This is a genomic window from Pseudomonas sp. FYR_5, assembly GCF_043106315.1.
GTDB lineage: Bacteria > Pseudomonadota > Gammaproteobacteria > Pseudomonadales > Pseudomonadaceae > Aquipseudomonas > Aquipseudomonas putida_Y.
In genome coordinates this window covers 1-21,311 of the sequence record NZ_JBICMK010000103.1, presented here as the reverse complement: position 1 = coordinate 21,311, position 21,311 = coordinate 1, and the positions used below count along the sequence as shown (strand labels likewise).

At 57.1% G+C, this 21,311-nt stretch carries 23 protein-coding genes and 4 pseudogenes; 2 read left to right on the top strand and 25 right to left on the bottom strand.

All coding sequences use genetic code 11. The features are described from left to right. Window positions 1-65 precede the first annotated feature (65 nt). Window positions 66-749: an HAD family phosphatase gene (locus tag ACF8RA_RS22590; protein ID WP_004374207.1), complete on the top strand. Its 684-nt coding sequence runs from the start codon at window positions 66-68 to the stop codon at window positions 747-749. Here ACF8RA_RS22590 and ACF8RA_RS22585 read toward each other — a convergent pair. Genes ACF8RA_RS22585 through ACF8RA_RS22570 form a run of 4 tightly spaced genes read right to left on the bottom strand, consistent with a single transcriptional unit; the run spans window position 746 to window position 5,041 of the window. After that, window positions 746-2,131 carry an MFS transporter gene (locus tag ACF8RA_RS22585; RefSeq protein ID WP_176684308.1) on the bottom strand — a complete coding sequence of 462 codons (1,386 nt, stop codon included), beginning with the start codon at window positions 2,129-2,131 and terminating at the stop codon, window positions 746-748. The two genes, ACF8RA_RS22590 and ACF8RA_RS22585, sit on opposite strands and share 4 nt — an antisense overlap. 44 nt (window positions 2,132-2,175) lie before the next feature. Further along, window positions 2,176-2,502, bottom strand: a complete 327-nt coding sequence (locus tag ACF8RA_RS22580; RefSeq protein WP_004374204.1) for an NIPSNAP family protein — start codon at window positions 2,500-2,502, stop codon at window positions 2,176-2,178. Beyond that, on the bottom strand, window positions 2,502-4,217 hold the full coding sequence (locus tag ACF8RA_RS22575) for an FAD-dependent oxidoreductase (protein ID WP_392461137.1): 1,716 nt from the start codon (window positions 4,215-4,217) through the stop codon (window positions 2,502-2,504). Before ACF8RA_RS22575 ends, ACF8RA_RS22580 begins: the two co-directional genes overlap by 1 nt. Continuing rightward, complete coding sequence (locus ACF8RA_RS22570; protein WP_176684310.1) at window positions 4,214-5,041, bottom strand: SDR family NAD(P)-dependent oxidoreductase; 828 nt, start codon at window positions 5,039-5,041, stop codon at window positions 4,214-4,216. Before ACF8RA_RS22570 ends, ACF8RA_RS22575 begins: the two co-directional genes overlap by 4 nt. Before the next feature lie 176 nt (window positions 5,042-5,217). Between ACF8RA_RS22570 and ACF8RA_RS22565 the strand changes: the two genes are divergently transcribed. Then, window positions 5,218-6,090 carry a helix-turn-helix domain-containing protein gene (locus tag ACF8RA_RS22565; RefSeq protein WP_176684311.1) on the top strand — a complete coding sequence of 291 codons (873 nt, stop codon included), beginning with the start codon at window positions 5,218-5,220 and terminating at the stop codon, window positions 6,088-6,090. A gap of 77 nt (window positions 6,091-6,167) precedes the next feature. On the opposite strand, the gene ACF8RA_RS22560 is transcribed toward ACF8RA_RS22565, so the two are convergent. From ACF8RA_RS22560 to ACF8RA_RS22460, 21 genes and pseudogenes are all read right to left on the bottom strand, one after another. Next, window positions 6,168-6,941, bottom strand: coding sequence for an IclR family transcriptional regulator (locus ACF8RA_RS22560; RefSeq protein WP_392519592.1), 774 nt, complete (start codon window positions 6,939-6,941; stop codon window positions 6,168-6,170). A 64-nt stretch (window positions 6,942-7,005) separates the two neighbouring features. Continuing rightward, a complete protein-coding gene (locus ACF8RA_RS22555; RefSeq protein WP_392519591.1) occupies window positions 7,006-8,463 on the bottom strand; it encodes an amidase in 1,458 nt (485 codons plus the stop codon). Further along, window positions 8,460-9,770, bottom strand: coding sequence for a citrate-proton symporter (locus ACF8RA_RS22550; RefSeq protein WP_392519590.1), 1,311 nt, complete (start codon window positions 9,768-9,770; stop codon window positions 8,460-8,462). The genes ACF8RA_RS22555 and ACF8RA_RS22550 overlap by 4 nt, the downstream gene beginning before the upstream one ends. Before the next feature lie 83 nt (window positions 9,771-9,853). Next, window positions 9,854-11,029 (bottom strand): M20 aminoacylase family protein, encoded by a 1,176-nt coding sequence (locus ACF8RA_RS22545; protein WP_060545162.1) that lies wholly within the window; start codon window positions 11,027-11,029, stop codon window positions 9,854-9,856. Window positions 11,030-11,201: 172 nt separating this feature from the next. Further along, window positions 11,202-11,417, bottom strand: a pseudogene (locus ACF8RA_RS22540) (sugar-binding protein); the annotation flags it as partial. Between the two features lie 230 nt (window positions 11,418-11,647). Then, window positions 11,648-12,328 carry an SMI1/KNR4 family protein gene (locus tag ACF8RA_RS22535; protein WP_392488459.1) on the bottom strand — a complete coding sequence of 227 codons (681 nt, stop codon included), beginning with the start codon at window positions 12,326-12,328 and terminating at the stop codon, window positions 11,648-11,650. Between the two features lie 12 nt (window positions 12,329-12,340). After that, window positions 12,341-12,505 carry a hypothetical protein gene (locus tag ACF8RA_RS22530; RefSeq protein ID WP_392488460.1) on the bottom strand — a complete coding sequence of 55 codons (165 nt, stop codon included), beginning with the start codon at window positions 12,503-12,505 and terminating at the stop codon, window positions 12,341-12,343. A gap of 200 nt (window positions 12,506-12,705) precedes the next feature. Continuing rightward, entirely contained in the window at window positions 12,706-13,116 is a 411-nt protein-coding gene (locus tag ACF8RA_RS22525) for an immunity 22 family protein (RefSeq protein WP_392514958.1), read from the bottom strand. Next, window positions 13,117-13,392, bottom strand: a complete 276-nt coding sequence (locus tag ACF8RA_RS22520) for a hypothetical protein (RefSeq protein ID WP_392488462.1) — start codon at window positions 13,390-13,392, stop codon at window positions 13,117-13,119. It lies immediately after the preceding gene. A gap of 116 nt (window positions 13,393-13,508) precedes the next feature. Next, a pseudogene (locus tag ACF8RA_RS22515) lies at window positions 13,509-14,500 on the bottom strand (RHS repeat domain-containing protein); the annotation flags it as partial. Between the two features lie 66 nt (window positions 14,501-14,566). Then, window positions 14,567-14,692, bottom strand: coding sequence for a type IV secretion protein Rhs (locus tag ACF8RA_RS22510; RefSeq protein ID WP_392514956.1), 126 nt, complete (start codon window positions 14,690-14,692; stop codon window positions 14,567-14,569). Between the two features lie 114 nt (window positions 14,693-14,806). After that, on the bottom strand, window positions 14,807-15,337 hold the full coding sequence (locus ACF8RA_RS22505; RefSeq protein WP_392514954.1) for a DUF4303 domain-containing protein: 531 nt from the start codon (window positions 15,335-15,337) through the stop codon (window positions 14,807-14,809). A 13-nt stretch (window positions 15,338-15,350) separates the two neighbouring features. Then, window positions 15,351-15,596, bottom strand: a complete 246-nt coding sequence (locus ACF8RA_RS22500) for a hypothetical protein (protein WP_392514953.1) — start codon at window positions 15,594-15,596, stop codon at window positions 15,351-15,353. A 554-nt stretch (window positions 15,597-16,150) separates the two neighbouring features. Further along, window positions 16,151-16,612, bottom strand: a complete 462-nt coding sequence (locus ACF8RA_RS22495; RefSeq protein WP_392514951.1) for an Imm26 family immunity protein — start codon at window positions 16,610-16,612, stop codon at window positions 16,151-16,153. 98 nt (window positions 16,613-16,710) lie between these two features. Beyond that, window positions 16,711-17,391 (bottom strand): annotated as a pseudogene (locus ACF8RA_RS22490) (RHS repeat domain-containing protein); the annotation flags it as partial. A gap of 333 nt (window positions 17,392-17,724) precedes the next feature. Then, entirely contained in the window at window positions 17,725-18,072 is a 348-nt protein-coding gene (locus ACF8RA_RS22485) for a hypothetical protein (RefSeq protein ID WP_392487574.1), read from the bottom strand. 247 nt (window positions 18,073-18,319) lie between these two features. Next, a complete protein-coding gene (locus ACF8RA_RS22480; RefSeq protein WP_392519589.1) occupies window positions 18,320-18,790 on the bottom strand; it encodes an SMI1/KNR4 family protein in 471 nt (156 codons plus the stop codon). 1 nt (window position 18,791) lies between these two features. Beyond that, window positions 18,792-19,109 (bottom strand): HNH/ENDO VII family nuclease, encoded by a 318-nt coding sequence (locus ACF8RA_RS22475; protein ID WP_392487573.1) that lies wholly within the window; start codon window positions 19,107-19,109, stop codon window positions 18,792-18,794. A gap of 128 nt (window positions 19,110-19,237) precedes the next feature. Then, window positions 19,238-19,990 (bottom strand): annotated as a pseudogene (locus ACF8RA_RS22470) (type IV secretion protein Rhs); the annotation flags it as partial. Next, window positions 19,991-20,587, bottom strand: a complete 597-nt coding sequence (locus ACF8RA_RS22465) for a hypothetical protein (protein ID WP_392514938.1) — start codon at window positions 20,585-20,587, stop codon at window positions 19,991-19,993. Between the two features lie 4 nt (window positions 20,588-20,591). After that, a partial coding sequence (locus ACF8RA_RS22460; RefSeq protein ID WP_392519588.1) for an RHS repeat-associated core domain-containing protein occupies window positions 20,592-21,311 on the bottom strand: 720 nt, incomplete at its 5' end.

Below are 21,311 nucleotides of genomic sequence, written 5' to 3'. Positions count from 1 at the left end.
CAGCCCCCTTCGTCGTCAGCTTTGGTTATGATCCCCTGGCTTGTGTTTTTTCATCTGGATATCCCATGCTGACCGCCCTGCTGTTCGACCTTGACGGTACCCTCACCGACACTGACACCCTGCACCTGCAGGCCTTTCGCCAACTGCTGCGTGAACACGACGGCCGCGAGCTGAGCCAGGCGCAGTTCGATGCCCAGGTCAGCGGCCGCGCCAACGGCGAGCTGTTCGCCGAGCTGTTCAGCGGCGCCAGTGTCGAACAGTGCCAGGCGTTGGCCGACCGCAAGGAAGCGCTGTTTCGCGCGATGTCGCCGTCGCTTGAACCGATGCCGGGCCTGTTGCGCCTGCTGGAGCATGCCCAGGCCCATGACATCGGCATGTGTGTGGTGACCAACGCACCGCGGCTGAACGCCGAGCACATGCTGAACGCCATGGGCCTTGGCCAGCACTTTGAACATGTGCTGGTGGCCGAAGAGCTGGCACGGCCCAAACCGGACCCGCTGCCCTACCTCACCGGCCTGCAGCGGCTGGGTGCCGAGGCCGGGCAAGCGCTGGCCTTCGAGGACTCATTGCCGGGGACGGCCGCGGCCAGTGGCGCGGGGATCTTTACCGTGGGCGTGGCCACGACGCAGACCCCGGAGCGGTTGCTGGCGGCGGGCGCCAGGCTGGTTGTCGACGATTTCAATGATGCGGCGTTGTGGGCGTTGATCGAGCGTATGGCTTCAGATAGGGGCTGTGTTCCCGAAGGCTAGGGAGTGGGAGCCGAACCTGCTGGCGCTGCAGCCGGGGTGCCGGCTGTACAGCCTGGAACGCTAAGCCGTGACGCCGCATTTCGCCCCTGCAGCCATACCGCCAAAGCCGCCAACCCTGCGGGTAGCAACAACGAAGCGAACACCTGGGCAAAACTCCAGCCCAGTGCCAGCATCTGAGCCCCGGCAAAGGCACTGAGAATCGCACCCAGGCGCCCGATGCCGCTCATCCAGCTGGCGCCGGTCGCCCGTGCTTCAGTCGGGTAAAAAGCCGCCGCCAGTGCATTCATGCCAACACTTGCCCCATTAAGGCCAAAGCCCACAGCGCTCGCAACCGCACACAACCAGGCGAAGTCCGCAGCGACCTGACCAATTGCAAAAATCACCACACCACTGAACAGGAAGGTCAGTACCAGCACGCGCTGCGCCGGGTAGCGATCCATGGCCCAACCCACCGAAATTGCCCCCAACGGGCCGCCAATCTGGAAACAGGCGGTGACGATGGCCGCTTCGGCCACCGAAAACCCGCCCCCCTCCTTTACCAGCGTCGGCAACCAGCCGCTGAACAGATAGACCAGGAACAGCGCCAGCACGTACCCGCCCCAGAGCATGCAGGTACCAAAGCGATACCGCGCTGAGAGGATGGTGCCGATTGCACCGCCTGCAGCCTGGGCTTTACCGGGCAAGACAAAGGTCGTGTCGGCGTTGACATGCTCAGGTGCCAGGCGACGGACAATGGCCAGAATGCGCTTGCGGTCCGCCCCTTTGCTGACCAGGAACGTCACCGATTCCGGCAGGCGCCAATACAGCAACGGCAGGACCATTAGCGGCAACACCCCACCCAATGCCAAGACACTGCGCCAGCCCAGGTTCGGAATCATCCAGGCGCTGACGAAGCCACCTGCTGCCGCGCCCAGGGAGAACCCGCAGAATGCCAGGGTAATGAGCAGCGAGCGGCTGCGTGCCGGGGCATACTCGCTGACCAGGGTGCTGGCATTGGGCATGGCTGCGCCCAGGCCCAGGCCGGTCAAAAAGCGCAACGCGACCAGGGCTTCCAGGTTGGGTGAAAAGGCCGAGGCCAGTGTCCAGAGGCCGAACAGCAGCACGCTGCACAGCAACACCGCCTTGCGCCCGTAACGGTCCGCCAAGGGGCCGGCAATCAAGGCGCCAAGTGCCAGGCCGATCAACGCGGCGCTCAATACCGGGCCCAGACTTTGCGCATCCAGGCCCCAATCGCTTTTCAATTGCGGGGCAATGAAGCCGATGATGGCGACGTCCAGGCCGTCCAGAGCGATGATGAGAAAGCCGAGGAACACTACCCATTTCTGGTAACGGCCGATGGGTTGCTGGTCGATCAGTTGGCGCACGTCGAGTGTGTTGTTCATAGGTATCACCTGTTGTTGTTTTTATGACGGTGTTTGTCGCAGCCCTAGTGGAAAAGGCTGGGTAAGCGCACAGGCCTTATGATGCGTGTTTCCTGAGCCACCACCAGGTCGCGGGTGGCATGCAGGTACGCGGCAAAGTCCGGGTCGGCATCCCGCGCTGCGCTGCGCTTCTCGAAGTCATCGAGGCTGTCATAGCCCCACAAGTGCACCACCTGGTTCAACGGCCCGATGCTGCTGGTGTAAAACGCCAGGGGTGCACCGAGGTGGCGCAGCAGGATCGGCATCGCCAGCTGGTCGAACGCCTCGAGAAAGGCCGCCATGCCGCGCGGGCGAATGGTGTAGATGCGGTGGTCGACCACAGGCTTGTCCATCACGCCACCTCCCGTGCGTTGCCCGCCGCCAGCCCCTGCTCGACACCCGCCAGATGGCGCCCGGTGATGTAGGCAAAGGTCATGATCGGCCCCAGGGTGATGCCCGCCCCGGGATAGTTGCCGCCCATGATGCTGGCGCGGTCGTTACCCACCGCATACAGGCCGTCGATGACTTGCCCGTCGGCCGCCAACACTTCACCGGTCACACGGGTGCGCAGCCCGTCGAAAGTGCCCAGATCGCCCATGATGACTTTCACGGCAAAGTACGGTCCCTCGCCAACCGGCGCTACGCACGGGTTGGGTTGTTGCTGCGGGTCGGCCAGGTAGCGATTGAAGCTGGTGCTGCCGCGGCCGAACTGACGGTCTTCGCCGTGGACGGCCCCAAGGTTGTACTCGCGCACAGTCTGCTCCAGCCCTTGCGCATCGATACCGGCCTTGCCGGCCAACTCCGCCAGGGTCTGGCCCTTGAGCAGGTAACCGTTGCGCAGCAATGGCCCCAACGGCATCGGCGCAGGCTTGGCAAAGCCAAGCCCGTACTTGGCCAGGGTGCGGCGGTCGCACACCAGCCACATGGCGGTTTCTGCCTGGTCGGAACACGCCTCGATCAGCGCTGCGCCTACGTCGTGGTAGGCATTCGACTCGTTGGTGAATCGCTGCCCCGAACGCAGCACGCCGATCACACCCGGCTTGTAGCGGTCGAGCAAATGCGGAAAGGCAATATGCCGCCCACCACCCACCGGCACCTTCGATACCGGCATCCAGGCTGCAGGTGCCTGCAGGCAGATATCGACCTTTGCTCCCAGCGCCTCGGCCATGCGCGCACCATCGCCGGTGTTGCCCGCTGGCACCGGTGAAAAATGCTCGCCGCCACGCCGTACATGCGGGTAGGCCTGGCGCAGCCGTTGCAGGTCATGGGAGAAACCGCCACAGGCCAGCACCACCCCGCGTCGGGCCTCGATGCGCTGCTCGCTGCCGGCCTGCCCGGTCACCGCCCCTACTACCCGCGCCCCTTCGCGCAGCAACTGCCGCGCCGGGGTGCCTGTGAGAATCGGAATGCCCAGGTCCAGTGCCGAGCGTACCAGCCGTGCCGCCAGGGCATTGCCACTGGTGACCTGGGTGCCGCGTCGGTACAAGGCCAGCTCCTTCAAATGGGTCAGCAGGCGTTTGGCCACGTAGGCGAACGAGGTCAACGAACGGGTGACATTGAAGAAGTGCTTGAGGTCGGCATTCGACGAATTGAACATCATGCCGATGAAGGTGATGGTCTTCAGCGGCGGGCGCAGCCGCGCCATGTCGGGCCCCAAACCACGGATGTCGTAAGGTGCGGCCAGTATCGAGCGGCCCACATCGACGCCGCCTTCCACCTGCGGGTGATAATCGGGGTACAGCGTGGGCACGAACTTGACTGCCGTCTCGCGCTCGAAAAACTCAACCATCTGCGGCGCGTAGCGCAAGAATGCCTCCACCCCGGCCGCATCGAAGCAGACACCGGTTTCGTTGCGCAGGTAGGTCATGGCCGCTGCTTGGCTGTCATTGCCCCCGTGCCGGGTGCCCGGCACCCACAATACGCCGCCGGAAAACGCCGTGGTGCCGCCGAAGCACTCCTCCTTTTCGATGACGATCACATCCAGGCCAAGCTTTTTCGCCGTGATGGCTGTCGCCAGGCCGCCAGCACCCGCACCGATGACCAGTACATCGCAGCTACGCGTATTCATTGGCCTGCACCCTCGAAGCCAGGGCGCGGGATCAATGCCATGGGCATGCTTTCCAGTCCGCCATCCACGGTCAGCTCGGCGCCGTTGATATAGTCGGCGCGGCGGCTGGCCAGAAACAGCACGGCTTCGGCGATGTCTTGCGGTTCACCGATGCGCTGGTTGGCGGTCATGGCGCTACGCCGGCGCTCCACCTGTGGGTCGGCATAGAACGCAGCCGACAATGGCGTGCGGATCAAACCCGGGCATACGGCGTTGCTGCGCACACCGCGTGGCCCCCATTCCACGGCAATCTGCCGCGACAACATGCTGACGCCTGCCTTCGCCGCGCTGTAGGCGCCACTGTTGGGTTGCGGGTAATGTGCTGCAATCGAGGCCACATGCACGATACGGCCCTGGCCGCAGTCCAGCATGGAACGGCCAAAGGCCTGGGCACACAAAAGGTAGCCACTGAGGTTGACCGCCAGTACCTGGTTCCATTGTTCCAGGCTTAGCGTGTCCAGCGCGCCGGGGCGCAGCACGCTGGCATTGTTGACCAGTACATCGCAGCGCCCATGCAGCGCCTGTACCTGGGCCGCAGCCTGCTCCACGCTGGCCGGGTCGGCAATGTCGCAGGCCAGGGCACTGACTTCGCCTGCACTGTGTTCCCCCAGGGTGGCCGCCAGTTCGCGGCATTTGTCCAGGTCGCGGTCAAGCAGCACCACGTGGGCCTGCTGCTCCACCAAGGCCGCGGCCAACGCTGCGCCAATGCCGCCGGCCGCGCCGGTCACCACGCATACGGCCGACTCCAGGCCTAGCCACTGAGAAAAGATCTTGTTGTTGTGCATGCTGTTCTCCAGAGCGTTGCTTGTTCTGGGCAACAGGCTATGGCCGGCAGGCCCACCGGCAGAATGGACAAAACCTGCAACCAGCCCCACATTCCCGTCAATTTGCCCACTGCGCCCTGAAGCCTGCGTGCAGCTATGGCACAGTAGCGGGCAGTGAACAGAACAATTACAACACCATGAACAAGATCCCCAATTACGCCCTGTACGGTGAAACCGCGCAGCCGGTGTGGCACGAAGCCTTGCATGTGGAGCAGATATCCCAGCGCTCTGGCGCGCACAACTGGGAGATTGCCGCACACCGTCACGAAGGCTTGCTGCAGCTGTTGTACCTGCAAAGCGGTGGCGGCGAGGTGCTGTTCGACAGTGACCGGTTTCAGGTTCATGCGCCCTGCGTGGTGTACGTCCCGGCGCAGGTGGTGCATGGTTTTCATTGGGCCAGCCAGGTAGAAGGCCAGGTAATCACGGCTGCGCAGCACCCACTGGATAGCATCGCTCAGGTGCTGGCACCCAACGTGCTGGTGCAACTGCGCAAACCACAGGTGATTGCCCTGCCCCACTGGGCCGCCGATGAAGACCCGTTGTTGCCCCTGTTTCGGGCCCTGCGCGAGGAATACCACAACCGCGCCCGCGAGCATGTGGCCAGCAGCATGGCGCTATTGCTGGCACTAATGATCCATGTCCTGCGCCATGAGCCGCACATACCCGCAGGTGAGCAGCGCCCAGTATCAAGACGCAGCCAGCAACTGACTGCTTTTCGCGAGCTGGTAGACATGCACTACCGCGCGCACTGGCCACTGGCAGAATACGCCGCCGAGTTGGGCATGACCCTGGTGACCTTGGGGCGGTTGTGCCAGGAACACCTGGGCATGACGCCGATGAATGTGATCAATGCCCGACTGGTGCTGGAGGCCAAGCGCATGCTCGGGCATTCGAGCCTAAGCGTGAAAGAGATCGCCCATGAGCTGGGGTTTGCCGATGTGGGGTATTTCAGCCGGTTCTTTCGCAAGCAGGCGGGGGTGAGCCCTAGCGGATTTCGGGAGGGCCAGTAACGCCCGCAGGTTCTGTGGGCGGTACTGGCAATGCACGCGTCTGTGGCTTGCCCGCGAAGAAACCCGTGCAGGAAACATCAAACAGCCAAGGCCCGCTGCACTTCACTCACAGTGGTCGCCAAGCTGCTCAGGTGCAGGCTCGACACCCGCTCCACCGGCGCCTGATCCAGCGGCCATTGCAAGGCAATGCTGCCGACCAGGCGCCCTTCGGCATGTACCGGCAAGGCAATGGCGCGGATCAGGAACGGCAGGCGCACCGGGTATTCCCAGTAGCCTTCGGTGCGCTGACCAAAGCCCTTGTGCGCTTGCTCTTCGATATCGCGCAACAACCCGTCGTCACCCAGCCGCTCATGGGCCGCCAGGCGCTGCACTTCGTCCACCGCCAGCTCCCCCAGGCACGCCCGCCCCATTGCCGAATGAAACAGGCTGGCATGCTGCCCGACGATCTGACAGGTGTGCGGATAGCGCTTGCGCAGCACCTGGGGAATGGCGCTTTCCATCACCTCCAGCCGCTGGCCGTCGAAACACGACAGGTCAGCGACCAGCCCGGTGCGCTCACTCAGCTCCAGCAGCATGGGCGCTGCGCTTTCCACCAGACGCCGCTTGAAACGCAACTGGCGGTCACCGAACAGGCGTCGCGCGCACAGCCGGTAGCGCCGGTCGGCAAGGCCGCGGTACACCCAGCCTTGCGCCTGCAAGGTGGCGATCATGCGCGACACCGTGGCCTTGGGCAGCGCCGTCAGGTAGTGCAGTTCTTCCAGGCCCAACGCCTGGTGTTCGCCCAGCAGGTCGACGATGGCCAGCACCCGCTCCACTGAACGCACGCCGCCGCTGTCTGCCGTGATGCCCATGGGTATGACCTCCTTGTAGCGGGATGGTCAGGATAGCCAGCAAGATCCGCGCCTGCCCGTGCTTTCATGGAGCAAGCAGCCGTTGTGGCGGGCAGCGCACCACCCAGCGGGTGAGCTGTTCATGGGCATACGCCAGCTGCAGCACGGCATGGTCGGCCTGCGCCGGGCCTATGATTTGCAGGCCCATGGGCAACCCGGCGGCATTGAACCCCACCGGCACGCTGATGCTCGGCAAACCGGCCAGGGTCGGCCCGATCACCACTTCCATCCAGCGGTGGTAGGTGTCCATTGGCCGCCCCCCGACCACCGTTGGCCATGGCTGGCGTGCATCGAAAGGGAACACCTGAGCCGAGGGCAACAGCAGGAAGTCGTAACGCTCGAACAGCTTGCCCATGGCGCGGTACCAGTCACTGCGGTCCAACGAAGCCTGGTACAGCGCCGCCGCACTCAGCTGCAAGCCACCTTCCACCTCCCACTGTGCTTCGGGCTTGAGCAATGCGCGCTTGCCGGGGTCGGCATAGGCTGCGCCGAGGTTGCCATGCACCAGGAAGTGGCGGTGGGTCAGCCAGCATTGCCACAAGCGCGCCAGGTCGAATGCCGGCTGGCAGGCCTCGACCCGGCAGCCCAGCTCGGCAAAGTCGGCCAGCGCCGACTCGCACAGGCTCATTACCCCGTCATCCATCGGCAGATAGCCGTTGTAGTCGCCCATCCAGCCCACCCGTACACCGCGAAAATCGCGCGGCAAGCCAACGGCAAAATCGCGCCGGCCTTCGCTTAGCGACAGCGGCGCCCGGGCATCAACACCCGCCTGTATCGACAGCAGCCGCGCCACGTCGACCACACTGCGGCCCATCGGCCCTTCTGTGGCCAGCTGCTGCACGAACAGTTCGGGCGCCGGCCCATGCGGCACGCGGCCCTGCGATGGGCGCAGGCCGAACAGGTTATTGAACGCCGCCGGGTTGCGCAGCGAGCCCATCATGTCGCTGCCGTCGGCCACCGGCAGCAAGTGCAGGGCCAGCGCCGCTGCAGCCCCACCGCTGCTGCCACCCGCCACCCGCGACGGGTCGTAGGCGTTGGTGGTGGTGCCAAACAAGGGGTTGTAGCTTTGCGAACCCAGGCCAAACTCGGGCACATTGCTCTTGCCCATGATCAATGCCCCGCTCGCCCGCACCCGCGCCACGCTGATCGCATCCTGCTCGGGTACCTGCTCGGCAAACAGCGGCGAGCCGAGCGTGGTACGCAGCCCTGCCGTGGCGGCGAGGTCCTTGATTGCCTGCGGCATGCCATGCATCCAGCCGCGCGAGTGGCCACGGGCCAGTTCGCGGTCACGCGTCTCGGCCTCGGCCAGCAGCACTTCGGCCGGGCGCAGCGAGACCAGTGCATTGACCTGCCGATTGAAGCGCTCGATATGCCCCAGGTAGGCCTGCATCACCTCCCGGCATGACAACTGGCGGGCATGGATGGCCTGGGACAGTGCCTCGGCATCGAGGGCAACAATGGGGTCGATGGCTAGCGGCTTCACGGTTTTACTCCAAGGTTGAAGGCGGCAGGTTTGACTGCCCGCGGTGCTTCTTTCAGGCAATAGGTGCCCAGCAATGTCAGCAGGCAGGCAAACAGCACATAGAACGCCGGCGCCACCGGGGTGCCAAGCACCTGGGTGAGCCAGGTCACGATCAACGGGGCAAAGCCACCGAACACCATCACCGCCACGTTGTAGGCCACCGACACGCCGGTGGAACGCACCTGGACCGGGAACTGTTCGGCCAGGGCAGTAGGTGCCGGGCCGAAGAAACCACCGATGGCCGTGCACAACAGCAGTTGCATGACCAACAGGCGCTCCAGGGAAGGCGCAGCGGCCATCCACACATACAGTGGGTAGACCATCACGAAGAACGCCAGGGTGAAGGCCATCAGCACCGGGCGCCGCCCCAGCCGGTCAGACAGCGCCCCGGACAACGGAATCACGAGGGTCATCAGTCCCACGGCGAGCATCTGCACCAGCAGCACCTGGTCCAGCGGCAGGCCTAGGCTTTTGTGGGCGAAGGTCGGCATGTTCACCAGCACCACGTAGAACGAAACCGTCGCGCCGCAGGCCAACCCCATCGACACCAGCAGGCTGCGCCGGTGTTCACGCAGCACCTGCCACAGGCCGGGCGACTGGCCCTTGGCATGGCGACGCGCCTCGACAAACGCCTCAGGCTCCTCCATATGCTTGCGAATCCACAGCCCGACCGGCCCGATCAGCAGGCCCAGCACGAACGGGATGCGCCAGCCCCAGCTGTCCAGCGCCTCAGGCGAGCACAGGTGGGTAACCAACGCCACCATTGCCGCCCCGGAAAACACCGCCAGGCACTGCCCTACCAATTGCCACGAACCATACAGGCCCTTGCGGTGGGCAGGTGCGCTTTCCACCAGAAACGCCGTGGCGCTGGCGTATTCACCACCGGTGGCAAAGCCCTGCAGCATGCGCGCCACCACGATCAGCAGCGGCGCAGCCATGCCGATGGCCAGGTAGTCGGGCGCGAAGGCGATCATCGCGATGGACACGGTCATCAGGCGGATGATCATCTGCATGGCCGCCTTACGGCCCTTGCGGTCGGAATACATGCCCAGCAGCACGCCGCCCACCGGGCGCATGAAAAACCCGACGCCGAAGGTGGCAAGAGCCATCAGCAGCGAGGCGTAGGCGTCGTCGGACGGGAAGAACTGCCGGGCGATGATGCTGGCCAGAAAGCCATACACGATAAAGTCATACCATTCCAGGGCGTTGCCGATAACGGCGGCCACCACTTGCCGGGTACGCGACACGCCGGTGCTCGAAGTCTGCATAGGGAACACTCCACACAATGATTGGGTGATCGCCCAGGCGCAGTCGCGCCCGGGTTCCAGCGGCAGTGGTCAAAAAGGGACAATCAGGCAGGTGCCAGCCAGCGCTCTGCCAGCGCGCCCCAGTAGGCGGCGCCGGTCAGCAGGATGTCGTCGTTGAAGTCGTAGGCCGGGTTGTGCACCATCGGCCGCGATACACCATTGCCGATGAACAGGTAGGCCCCCGGGCAGCGCTGCAGCATCCAGGCGAAGTCTTCGCTGCCCATCAGCTTGCGGGTGTTGCCATCCACAGCCTGGGCGCCCAGCAACTCGACCCCTACCTGGGTGGCAAAGGCGTTTTCAGCGGCATGGTTGACCAGCACCGGGTAGGCCGGGCGGTGCTCGATGCTGGCGCGGCAGCCAAAGCTCTCGGCCTGACTGACGATGATTGCCCGCACCCGCTCAAGGGCCTGCGCCCGCACCTCGGCGTTCAGTGCGCGCAGGCTAAGGCGCAACAGCGCCTGTTGCGGGATCACGTTGGCCGCTTCGCCGGCCTGCAATGCGCCGACGGTGACCACTGCTGCCTCCTGCGCATCGATATTGCGCGCCACCACGGTTTGCAGCGCCATCACCACACTGGCGGCCGCCACCAGCGGGTCGACGGTCAGGTGCGGCATCGAGCCATGGCCACCCACCCCGTCCAGGGTCACCGTCAGCAGGTCCTGCGAAGCCATCATCGGCCCTTCACGAAACCCCAGGTGTCCGGCCGGCAGCCCTGGCATGTTGTGCATGCCGAATAGCGCATCACATGGGAAGCGCTCCAGCAGGCCGTCGGCCAGCATCGCCTCGGCACCGCCCTGGCCCTCCTCGGCCGGCTGGAAGATCAGTGTCAGCGTGCCGTCGAACTGCCGGGTTGCCGCCAGGTAGCGCGCGGCGCCAAGCAGCATGGTAGTGTGCCCGTCATGACCACAGGCGTGCATGCAGCCTGGGTGCTGGCTGCTGTATGCCGCACCCGTGGCTTCGTGGATGGGCAGCGCGTCCATGTCGGCGCGCAGGCCCAGCCGGCGGGGGCTGCTGCCATTGCGCAGCACGCCGACCACGCCGGTCTTGCCGATACCGGTGTGCACTTCATAGCCCCATTCCTCCAGCAGTCGGGCGACCAATGCCGAGGTGCGGCTTTCTTCAAAGCCCAGTTCCGGGTGAGCGTGGATATCGTGACGAATCGCGTGCAGGTCGCTGGCCACGTCGGCGAGCCAGGCCTGGATGTGCTGATGTCGGGACATGTGGAGTCTCCTCGCGCGGGTGGTTTCCCGTTCTTGTTGTTCGCCTTCAGGTCACGACAGGTGAGGCAGGTCGTGCTTGGCTCACAGATAAACGCGAGTGACGCGGGATCACAAACGAATGTGGTTCCGCCCTGCGGAACCAGTCGGGGGGGAGAAGCGGAATGGGTGTGGAGTTGGAGTCGTAGGTAAAGCTGTACGTGGCGTTGTTTTCGTTGACCAGCGCGGTCAAGCGAATGGCCTTGTCGTACTCTTAGCGAACCCGCTGGCCCTTGGCATCCTGGCGGCTGCTCGGCAGACTAGGGGCTGTGCGTATCAGGCGGGTGGTCTGGCCTTTGACGTAGGTGTGGCTGAAGACCTGGCCGTAGACGTTGTAGGTGAAGGTTTCCGTAAGGACTGCAATAAGTCACCTTTAGAGAACATACCAACCTCATTCATCGTCTCGCCCTCATGCCCTATGGCGATCAGGTCGCGAAAACGAAATCGACTGGAAACTGCTAGCCGAGAAATAGTCTTCGAATCATCACCTAGCCTGAAAGTTTCGCGCAAAGCCACTTCCCTTGGGCTCGCTGGCTTACGGCATTTACTGCCTGTATTCAATCTTCTCGCAAAAATTTATACCTAACAGTACTCGTTAGAGTCAGAGTTCTCCAAAAAAATTGACATCCATGAGTCCATAACATTCCATAAATCGATTCCTTCTGTGGTATTTTCTGGCTTTTCATGCCACCAGATAAAAGCCTCGCCTTTGAATGGGCCATCACCCAAAGCCAAATAATCACCAGCCCCGCTAGAAAAAACTCCTAGCATATCAGGAAGCGTCGGATAATCTTCATCGCACAAATCCTTGATTGGAACAAAATCTTCCAACCTTGATGGCCCCATAGTACAACCAATATAAAACCCAAAGCCATTATGCAATCTTGAATAGAACTGCCTGAAGCTCGCTGGAAGGCTGGGATAACTATCGAGATCTGACCCTTCAACGCCTAGCGGAGCCCCGCCCATATAGAAATACAAATCACCACCCTCGCCATATACATACATGAGATACGGCCTATCACTCACTGCCAAAACAGTTCCTAACACGCATTTGTCGAGCCACGCGCTTACCCAAGGCAAAAACTCAGAAAAATCAGCCCACTCCACAGGAATATGTCTTTTTTCACTATCTAGAAAACCAAACCCAAGCCACTGCTTGGGAAAGTCGACTTCAAGAGGAACATCGTCAGCTGAAAAATACACATCATAACCCTTTAGCTCGCTTGTAATACGTAGCCTTAAAGAATCAGACCAATTCATCTTCATATCACCTCAATACCCCAAAAGCAAACCATTGACATACTGCTGTAATTCCGGCTCTAATTTAGCGCCTTTATCTACCATGGCAGAACGAAACGCCGGATCAACAGAAATATCCCCCTTCTTGTACAGCTCACACTCGGTGAAAGACTTTGCTCCTTTTGAAGTGTTTGCCACTTCACTCAACCCTTGGAAGTTCGGCTCGTAGTTTAGCAATCAACCCATTAGTTATTAAAGATCAAATCTTTAGCATCTAACACCTGCAATATGGTTTTAAATTAAAAATACATGACCGCACATCCGAAATCAGATCCGAACACTAAAAAAGCTGACACAGAACGCCAACCCCAGGCTCCTCGGGACCTATGCCGAGCTTATCATTCACCCTCATATAATCCCACATACTTCAAGCCATTATAATTCGACTTTAGAGGCTTGGGAATATCCGCACCACCATCGGAATACCAAAAAATTGCATTAGCCTTAGTAATACCAAGCCTCAAACACTCCGCCTTTAAATCTTCAATACAACTAGAATCAACCGCAGACTCAATCAAGATTTCATCTAGACTCACCTCCTCCGCTTTCCTTGGTATAATCCCTATGAAATCCTCGTCGTACCATCTCACACCAATATCTCTGCAAAACCCACAAACCTTGTATGCTGGATCATCCAAATCCACAGAATAGTCCAACTCAAAATACTGCAGATAGTCATCCTCCGAAGAGAAATTTGCACCTACCCAAACATGAACTTTTTCATACCGCTCAATACCATAAGAATCCATTTAGCATGCTCCTAGCTTCATGTGCTTGCCGTGATGTGAATCGATCACGCTAAGCGCTTGAGCTTTGCTTTGCGCGCCATTCAAATCTTTAATTAAATTATTATAGAACAGCCTTCCCGCTCTACTACCATGGTGCGGACCGTCCGGCACAGGATTACCATGTTTGTCTGTTACACCCACAAAAGTAATATCTTTAGTCGGCACCGTCATTTCCTTAAGCTCCTGAGCGGTAAAACCTAGTTCTTTTGCCTTCGCCGCTATAGAAACAGGAAACATTTTATGCTTCCTCCCGGGCTCCGAAGGGCAGCTTCTACAGATTTTTTATTATCAACAATATCTTGAGCTGAGACGCTATTGAACCAGCTATCAAAACTATTTTTCTCCCAAGGCACCCAACCCAAAGGGTCAACCCACATAGTCGGCGCCAGCACATAAACATATAAATTAGCACCGCCTCTGAAATCTATTGGATCCTGGGTGATAAATCGCCCAGTTTCTGGATCGTAAAACCGAAAGGTATTGTAATTTAGGCTCGATTCGCAATCAAAACACTGACCTTGGAATCATATGTTCTGCTCTACTCCATTGATCGTTAGCTGCTCTATCTCCCCCCAAGAACGATACGTCGCCTGCCAAACGATCTTGCCGTCACTGACCGTCAGCTCCAACGGCGTGCCAATCTGATCCGTATGGAAGTAATAGACCTTCTGCTCTTCCCCTTCAACCGTCTCCGCCCGCACCAGCCGGTTCTCGCAGTCATAGCTGAAGTGCTGCAGCTTGCTGTGCCCCGAGCGCTTCTCGACCAGATTGCCCCACGGGTCGTAGCGATACTCCTGATCCCGCCACTGTTTGATCCGGTTGTCCTTGACCTTGTCGAACTGCCGCGCATTGAAGTCCAGGCGGTTGGCTGCCGGGTCGTAGCGGAACTCCTCGCTGCCGATCAACGAGCCGGTATCGCGACTGCGCAACTGGCCGTTGGCTTCGTATTCGTACTTGATCTCGCCGCGTAGCTTGTCGAGGGTACGCACCAGTTCACCGGCCGGGTCGTACTGGTAACGGCGGTGGATCGGGTTGTAGGCGTGCTCGACCAGCAACGAGGTATTGATGCCGGTGTTGTGCACTTGCGAGAGCTTGTCGGCCGGCAAGGTCGACGCAAACTGCCACGCTTGCGCCCCATGGCGTCATAACCGAAGCAACTGGTGAGCTTGCCCTGCGTGCGGTACACCTCGCGGTGCAGGTCATCGCGCTCCATGTCGCTGATCACCTGGCCGTCCAGGTTCAACTGGTGCAGGTGACCGCTGCCGTAGTACAGGTGATTGACCTTGCGCCCATCCGACAGGGTCAGCGTGGTCAGGTTGCTGAGTGGGTCGTACTCGTAGCCGAGCAACGCTCGCCGCCATAGTCGCGGCTGACGACCACGCGGTGGTCAGCGTTGTACTGCACTTCCAGCTCACGGCTTGCCGCCCAAGGTTTGCCAACGGTAGTGGCAGCCCAGCCCCAGCGCGTTGCTGTGGGTCACCATCAGGCCGTCGGCGTAGCTGAAGCTGCGCACGGTGTCGCCGTTGCGGTTGATCACCGCGCTCAGCGGGCCGTGAGCGCTCTCACCAAATTCAAAGCCAAATGTTGATGCTCGATACTATGCTCCGATTTTGTGAAGCCCGCCCGCCATTATGCGCCCCAGCAATAGCGCTCACCCATCAAATCTTCTGATAAAATAATTATATTTTTCTGAAGAGTTGAGAAGTTCAGCTGTTTTATTTTCAAGCTCTTCTGCATTATCATCATCCGTAACAGTGACAAAGAGAATTGGCTCCTGAATCTTGAAGGATGAAAAGAAACCTTCCCTACGCAGAGAACTTAAAACATTAACCATGAGTGAGAGCAGCCTTTCTTTAAAACGTGAGATATCGCTTCGGTCACTTGCCTCTCTCAGGCCCTCACAAATATCTTTGAAATACTCCCCCTTCCACCCCTCGTATTTCCATTCCGAAGAAGCCCACTTATAGTAGGGCATCAACTCTTCACGCTCTTCTTCACCTTCCCCCTCAAGTTTCTCCTCAAGTGCTTCAACGGAATTAATCGCAACCGCCATGATCATAGCGCTACTATCCGTATAAAGCGCGCAAGCGTAGAACTGCTCATCCGGATGTTCCACACTCAAATCTCGCAGAGCTTTCGTAACTGAGGTTAAAGCTGTGCTCTCTAATACATGCCAATTCATTGCGCTCTCCTATTCACCCGCCAAAAATTTCTACACCAATTTTTTGCAACTCGCCTTTCATGGCAACAACAGCTTTACTAAAGGACATATCTTGAGCCATGATTACTTTATCTGCAGCCTCCAGCTTACTAGCTACCATTCTTGCATTTGCAATGGTGTGCCCTTGGTTTTCAGCCCACATCATCGCGGATGTATCATGTACGGGATCAATCTTATACTTCAATAAAACAGCCCTACTACGTTCAAGCGCCTTCTGCATTGCAGGAGAGCGGGGGAACTCGCCTTTGAACACTATGTGGTGAGCATGAGATCTCTCCATCGTAGCTGGTGGGCGAGTGCCCGTCCTGCTCGCGTAATAAGCGCCCCGAAGCAGCTGGTGAGCTTGCCCTGGGTGCGGTACACCTCACGATGCAGGTCATCGCGCTCCATGTCGCTGATCACCTGGCCGTCCAGGTTCGCTGGTGCAGGTGTCCGCTGCCGTATTACAAGTAGTTGGACTTTCGATCATCCGTCGGGGCGTACTGGTGACGGCGATGGATCGAATTGTAAGCGTAGTCTACCAGCAGCGACGTTAACGCCGAGGCGGTTGGAGATTTTATCGCTGTTCAATTCAAGCGAACAACCGGGATGGCTCCGGTTGCTTAGTATCATTCATTCGAAATACCATTAGGAAAATCCTGAATAATCTCTTTTGGCACAGAACGTAGAACGGGCGCTCTCAACAGACTTAATTAAATGTTTTGCTGGCCCCACTTAAAGGCAGCAGGACCAGAAGAACACACTTGCCGTTAAAGATTAAACTTGGATTTCGGTCTAAATATTGAAATGCTCTTTCACGTCTTTGTCGCCCATAGGGGAATAGGATGGGTAATCACACTTACTTCCTGCCAAAGAAGTCTCATCATCAAAAATATCAACAAGCTTGACATTATCGGCTACACCGTACACATACCTCACCAACTCTTGTTTTGACGGCCTATAATCTAAATCGTGAGCAACAATTCTCCAGTCACCCTCAGCTTTACGATCAAAAAGCGAATAAGAATCTAATATGACAGGGTCACCTAAGCGCTTGAAAGAAATTGAATCAACCGCTGGGACATTAAGAGCCTTGTCAAAAATCTCCACTACATGGCCAAGGCTATTTTGGGTCATAATGCGACCAACCCCATACTTTTTGGAGTCTAAAGCAAAGCAAAATATATCCCCGCTTTTTATTTTTTTATAACTTGTTTTGATCTTTTTGTCCCACTCATAAACCTCAAGTGACGTCATCCGCAACCTCCTTTCAATGCAGCAGTTTTCTTGGCGAAATCACTTTCGAAATTAGCTTGGCGAGTTGGAGCTCTCGTAGTATTTGCATGATCATATGAGTTGAACTGCCGCGCATTGAAGTCCAGGCGGTTGGCTGCCGGGTCGTAGCGGAACTCCTCGCTGCCGATCAACGAGCCGGTATCGCGACTGCGCAACTGGCCGTTGGCTTCGTACTCGTACTTGATCTCGCCGCGTAGCTTGTCGAGGGTACGCACCAGTTCACCGGCCGGGTCGTACTGGTAACGGCGGTGGATCGGGTTGTAGGCGTGCTCGACCAGCAACGAGGTATTGATGCCAGTGTTATGCACCTGCGAAAGCTTGTCGGCCGGCAAGGTCGAGGCAAACTGCCAGGCCTTGCGCCCCATGGCGTCATAACCGAAGCAACTGGTGAGCTTGCCTTGGGTGCGGTACACCTCACGGTGCAGGTCATCGCGCTCCATGTCACTGATGACCTGGCCGTCCAGGTTCAGCTGGTGCAGGTGGCCACTGCCGTAATACAGGTGATTGACCTTGCGCCCATCCGGCAAAGTCAGCGTGGTCAAGTTGCTGAGCGGGTCGTACTCGTAGCTGAGCGTGCCGTCAGGGGTGATTTCTTTGGTCAGACGGCCGAGCAGATCGTAGGTGTATTCCAGCTCCTCTTCTGTGATCCCAAGCTGCCTGCCGATCCCGGTCAGTTGCCGCTCGATGCTCAGCAGCCGGTCGCCGTTGTCGTATTCGAAATCCTGCCGGGCATCGCGGTTGGTCGAGGACGTTCTCGATACGCTGCAGCGGCACTTCGGTGTTGGTGTCTGGCACTTCTCTAGATTGTCGAGGGTTTGCAGGAGGTAATGAGCCACCTTGGATACAGGCCCGCACAATCACCTATACACGTTTAGCGAACGTGACTTTTGACAATGACAAAAATAATTATATTAGCTAAGGCAGCTTCATTCCAGCCGCTCGACAGTATCGGCTAACGGAAAAATAGTTGAAGCTGGCACCCCAACTATCTTCAATAGCTTTTTCAATATCTATCTTTCAAAAATGTCACATAAAAACAAAAACCGAAGCCAGACTAAAAATGCCTCAAAAAATCAATCGTAAATACCATCTTGCTGAGATTTTTCGATAAATACATCCTGCAAGTCACCCTGAATATCTTCACCATCTAATTTTACAACAAAATTGCCCTCGAGGTCATCCGGAAAATGGACGCCATCCAACGTCCCAAGCACTACAGAAGCGCTGTCTGCGATAACAACTTTAAAAAAGTTAATGATGTCATACTTTTGAGTATCATCTAGCGATGCTAGAGCATTACGCACACGAGCATATGAGTCCTTATCTCCGTTGACGGGTTTAGTAAGAGATTTTTTATATTGAGGGAAATTTTTCTCAAACAATTCGGAATAAATAGCATCAACAAATTTATTGTCACCCATAAATTTCTCCCTTTACTTCCGCATTTCTGGATACATAGATTTATTCAGAGCGATTAGCTCCTGTAGCTTTTCATTCGGCACTTCGGGATAAACACGCCTAAGTTCATTTTCACCTAAGCCCTAAAGATAGCAAACCTTGCCCCAACTCATAAAAGTTGCGCAACAATACAACTACAAACCACTTACTCAACAATTTTCAACTAACATACACCTACATAAAAGCCGGCCACAATAAATTCACTACAACTCAAAGCTCCCTAATCGCTTGCCTAATCGAGCCAACAAAAAACTCCTCAAAACTTTGATAAATTACATTTTTTTCTTTCGTTCGCTTGAACGAAAGCTGAGTTTCAACTACGACCGGCTCTCCAGTAGTTCCGAGAGCCGAGACATCTATGGAATAAATCGGACCATAGCCAGAAGCTTTCACTACAATCATCGACTCATTTGCGTCGCCATCAGCTCTAGCACTTTTTGTGGCAAAAACCACGTTAGGAACAGACATTGCACCAATACCGTTCTTGGTTATACCATAGTAAGTATCACCCGCAAACGACAGCGCACCATATTTCTTCAAAAACAGTTTATATGATAATGGGAAATCAACACCAAGAGCTTTCTCAAAGTCTGCTATCGCTTCATCCGATGCCCCCCCTGCGTATACGGGGTCTTCCCCGCTGGCGTTGATTTCAGATTCTATAATATCTATATAGCTCATTTTATATCCTCAAAAACCCAAGGCTGTGGCTTTTCCAATAAGATTTCTTCCAAGTATTGAATGGACCGCGATTCACGATTGGCGGCGCGCTGTTATAAAGACGTCTTAATCCATCACTCCCCACCCAACTTTTATCCCACTGGTTAGAATACATATGCACCACCCTGTCGTGCTTAGAATGGAAACTGATTAGAACCTCAGCCATCGGACCAGGTTCATCTTGGGTAAGATGATGAAGATTTACTTCTTCCCCGTCCTTACCGATAGGCGCGCCCCCCTTCTTCATTCTCTGTATGTTAGTACGTCCCAGCTCATCCACACGGTGCGGATCAAATATATCATTACGCTGATAAACTTTCCGGCCCGCTACACTTTTCGGTGTCCAGCATGTCCACCCAAGCGGGTCAACCCAAGAATTAGGATTAGGGGCAAATCCATAAAAATTAATCCCCCGACGTCGTAGCTGAAACGCCGGGTCAGGTTATCCACCCGCACTTCTTCGCTCAGCCGGTCCGAAGTGTCGTAGGCAAAGCTGTACGTGGCGTTGTTCTCGTTGACCAGCGCGGTCAGGCGAATGGCCTTGTCGTACTCGTAGCGAACCCGCTGGCCCTTGGCATCCTGGCGGCTGCTCGGCAGGCCACGGGCGGTGCGCATCAGGCGGGTGGTCTGGCCCTTGCCGTCGGTGTGGCTGAGCACCTGACCGTAGACGTTGTAGGTGAAGGTTTCCGTGGTGCCGTCCGGGTGACTGATGCGCAGCACTTCGCCGTCGGGCTCGCGCTCCAGCGTGGTGGTCTGGTTCAGCGCATCGGTCACCGCCACCAGGTGCTGGCGTTCGTCATAGCGGTAGTACGTGCTCTTGCCCGAGCAGTCCTGGTAGCGCTCGACCTGGGCCATGGTGTTCCACCACAGGTACTTGGACTTGTAGGTCGCATCGATGATGGTGTGCGGCAGGCCGTCATCGCTGTTCAGGTACTCGGTCATCTGGCCGAGGGCATCGAATTCGGCGAGCAGGTTGCCCTTGTCGTCGTAGCGCGCTCGCCAGGTGCTGCCATCCGGGTAGCTGACCTGGGTCACCAGTGTGGTCAGGTGGTGATATTCGTACTGGGTCTTGCGGCCCAGCGGATCGGTTTCTCCGAGCAGGCGGGAGAACTCGTCGTACTTGAACTGCAGGCGGTTACCGTCCGGCAAGGTCAGGCCAACCTACCGCTCATCATAAATATATATTTTCTCTTCACCACGCAAAGTAAATAAGCCCACAAGATCCCCTTCCTCGAAAACGGGATATATCTTAATACCTGGCAAGCTATTAGACGAAAACGTTAGAATTTCCTGAAGACGCCCTTGATTCCAGTCGTAACCTAACGTCCAAAATTCCGAGTCAAAATCAACCCTGCAAGCTTTACGTACTTCTCCTTGCTCTTTATCAATTACCTTGAGCCACAAACGTTCGCCGTGACGATTCATCTTAATTGAATAATCTCGCCTGTCATCATAGAAAAAATATTCAAACCCATGAATTTCACCCTTTGCATTGTAGATATCTACCTTCTGCAACCGCCCATCCACGTAATAATATTTGTTTATATTTTTTTTACTTGTAGGTTCCTTTGCAGTCAGCCTGCTTGGCTTTACACCTGACATCTCTAATTCATAAGGAATAAAAGAAATTCCGACCCCTTTCGACCACTTAATATTCGAGGCTTCGGCACAATCAGGATCAAAATCCAAAGCAAAGGAAGAATCCTCAGCTTTCTTGACAACCTCATCTTTAAAGCGCTTCAAATCTTCTACCAGCATAGTTCTACCTTATCGTTTTAAATGAAATACCGTCAAACAGCGACTGCTTAACCTCGGAAAGTGCGCTGAGAAATTCCTCTCGACCATTGGCTACGGAAAGCTTATCAAAGACATATTGCTTATAGGCTTTGCCGTGCACACCCGCACCTTTGTGAGGGGTGGCAGTTGTACCTGGAACCCTTGCAGACTCGGTATTGGGCAGCCAAATCCCATTACGCTTATCATTTATATCAATGTCCAATTCATCCATCTTTTTCCGGAGTGCAATCATCCTCGCATCTTTCGAGTTGGACATCACAATATGATGCGCATCATACTGACCTCCCCCCTGTGGACTTATCCCGAGTTCTTTTCGAAGAAGCTTGGCATCTGAGTTGCACGACAGACCTAGTTCATCGATCCACCCTATAGGGCTAGGTGCATATTGATATAAATTATCTCCACCTGCTAGACCGATGGGGTCTTGTGTCAGAAATCTCCCGATTTCAGGGACATAGAATCGGAACGTGTTGTAGTGCAGCCCCGTTTCGGCATCAAAGTACTGACCTTGGAAGCGTAGGTTCTGCTCCACCTCATTGACCGCTAGCTGCTCTATCTCACCCCACGAGCGATATGTCGCCTGCCAAACGATTTTGCCGTCACTGTCCGTCAGCTCCAGCGGCGTACCAATCTGGTCCGTATGGAAGTAATAGACCTTCTGCCCTTCCCCTTCAACCTGATCAAC

Coding starts and splice junctions, on each gene's coding strand:
- ACF8RA_RS22480 (WP_392519589.1), bottom strand. CDS start 18,790: ATGAGCTATATAGATATTATAGAATCTGAAATCAACGCCAGCGGGGAA.
- ACF8RA_RS22495 (WP_392514951.1), bottom strand. CDS start 16,612: ATGACGTCACTTGAGGTTTATGAGTGGGACAAAAAGATCAAAACAAGT.
- ACF8RA_RS22485 (WP_392487574.1), bottom strand. CDS start 18,072: ATGGGTGACAATAAATTTGTTGATGCTATTTATTCCGAATTGTTTGAG.
- ACF8RA_RS22505 (WP_392514954.1), bottom strand. CDS start 15,337: ATGAATTGGCATGTATTAGAGAGCACAGCTTTAACCTCAGTTACGAAA.
- ACF8RA_RS22525 (WP_392514958.1), bottom strand. CDS start 13,116: ATGGATTCTTATGGTATTGAGCGGTATGAAAAAGTTCATGTTTGGGTA.
- ACF8RA_RS22560 (WP_392519592.1), bottom strand. CDS start 6,941: ATGGGCATCACGGCAGACAGCGGCGGCGTGCGTTCAGTGGAGCGGGTG.
- ACF8RA_RS22590 (WP_004374207.1), top strand. CDS start 66: ATGCTGACCGCCCTGCTGTTCGACCTTGACGGTACCCTCACCGACACT.
- ACF8RA_RS22585 (WP_176684308.1), bottom strand. CDS start 2,131: ATGAACAACACACTCGACGTGCGCCAACTGATCGACCAGCAACCCATC.
- ACF8RA_RS22550 (WP_392519590.1), bottom strand. CDS start 9,770: ATGCAGACTTCGAGCACCGGCGTGTCGCGTACCCGGCAAGTGGTGGCC.
- ACF8RA_RS22465 (WP_392514938.1), bottom strand. CDS start 20,587: ATGCTGGTAGAAGATTTGAAGCGCTTTAAAGATGAGGTTGTCAAGAAA.
- ACF8RA_RS22500 (WP_392514953.1), bottom strand. CDS start 15,596: ATGCAGAAGGCGCTTGAACGTAGTAGGGCTGTTTTATTGAAGTATAAG.
- ACF8RA_RS22575 (WP_392461137.1), bottom strand. CDS start 4,217: ATGAATACGCGTAGCTGCGATGTACTGGTCATCGGTGCGGGTGCTGGC.
- ACF8RA_RS22520 (WP_392488462.1), bottom strand. CDS start 13,392: ATGTTTCCTGTTTCTATAGCGGCGAAGGCAAAAGAACTAGGTTTTACC.
- ACF8RA_RS22545 (WP_060545162.1), bottom strand. CDS start 11,029: ATGTCCCGACATCAGCACATCCAGGCCTGGCTCGCCGACGTGGCCAGC.
- ACF8RA_RS22580 (WP_004374204.1), bottom strand. CDS start 2,502: ATGGACAAGCCTGTGGTCGACCACCGCATCTACACCATTCGCCCGCGC.
- ACF8RA_RS22570 (WP_176684310.1), bottom strand. CDS start 5,041: ATGCACAACAACAAGATCTTTTCTCAGTGGCTAGGCCTGGAGTCGGCC.
- ACF8RA_RS22565 (WP_176684311.1), top strand. CDS start 5,218: ATGAACAAGATCCCCAATTACGCCCTGTACGGTGAAACCGCGCAGCCG.
- ACF8RA_RS22535 (WP_392488459.1), bottom strand. CDS start 12,328: ATGAATTGGTCTGATTCTTTAAGGCTACGTATTACAAGCGAGCTAAAG.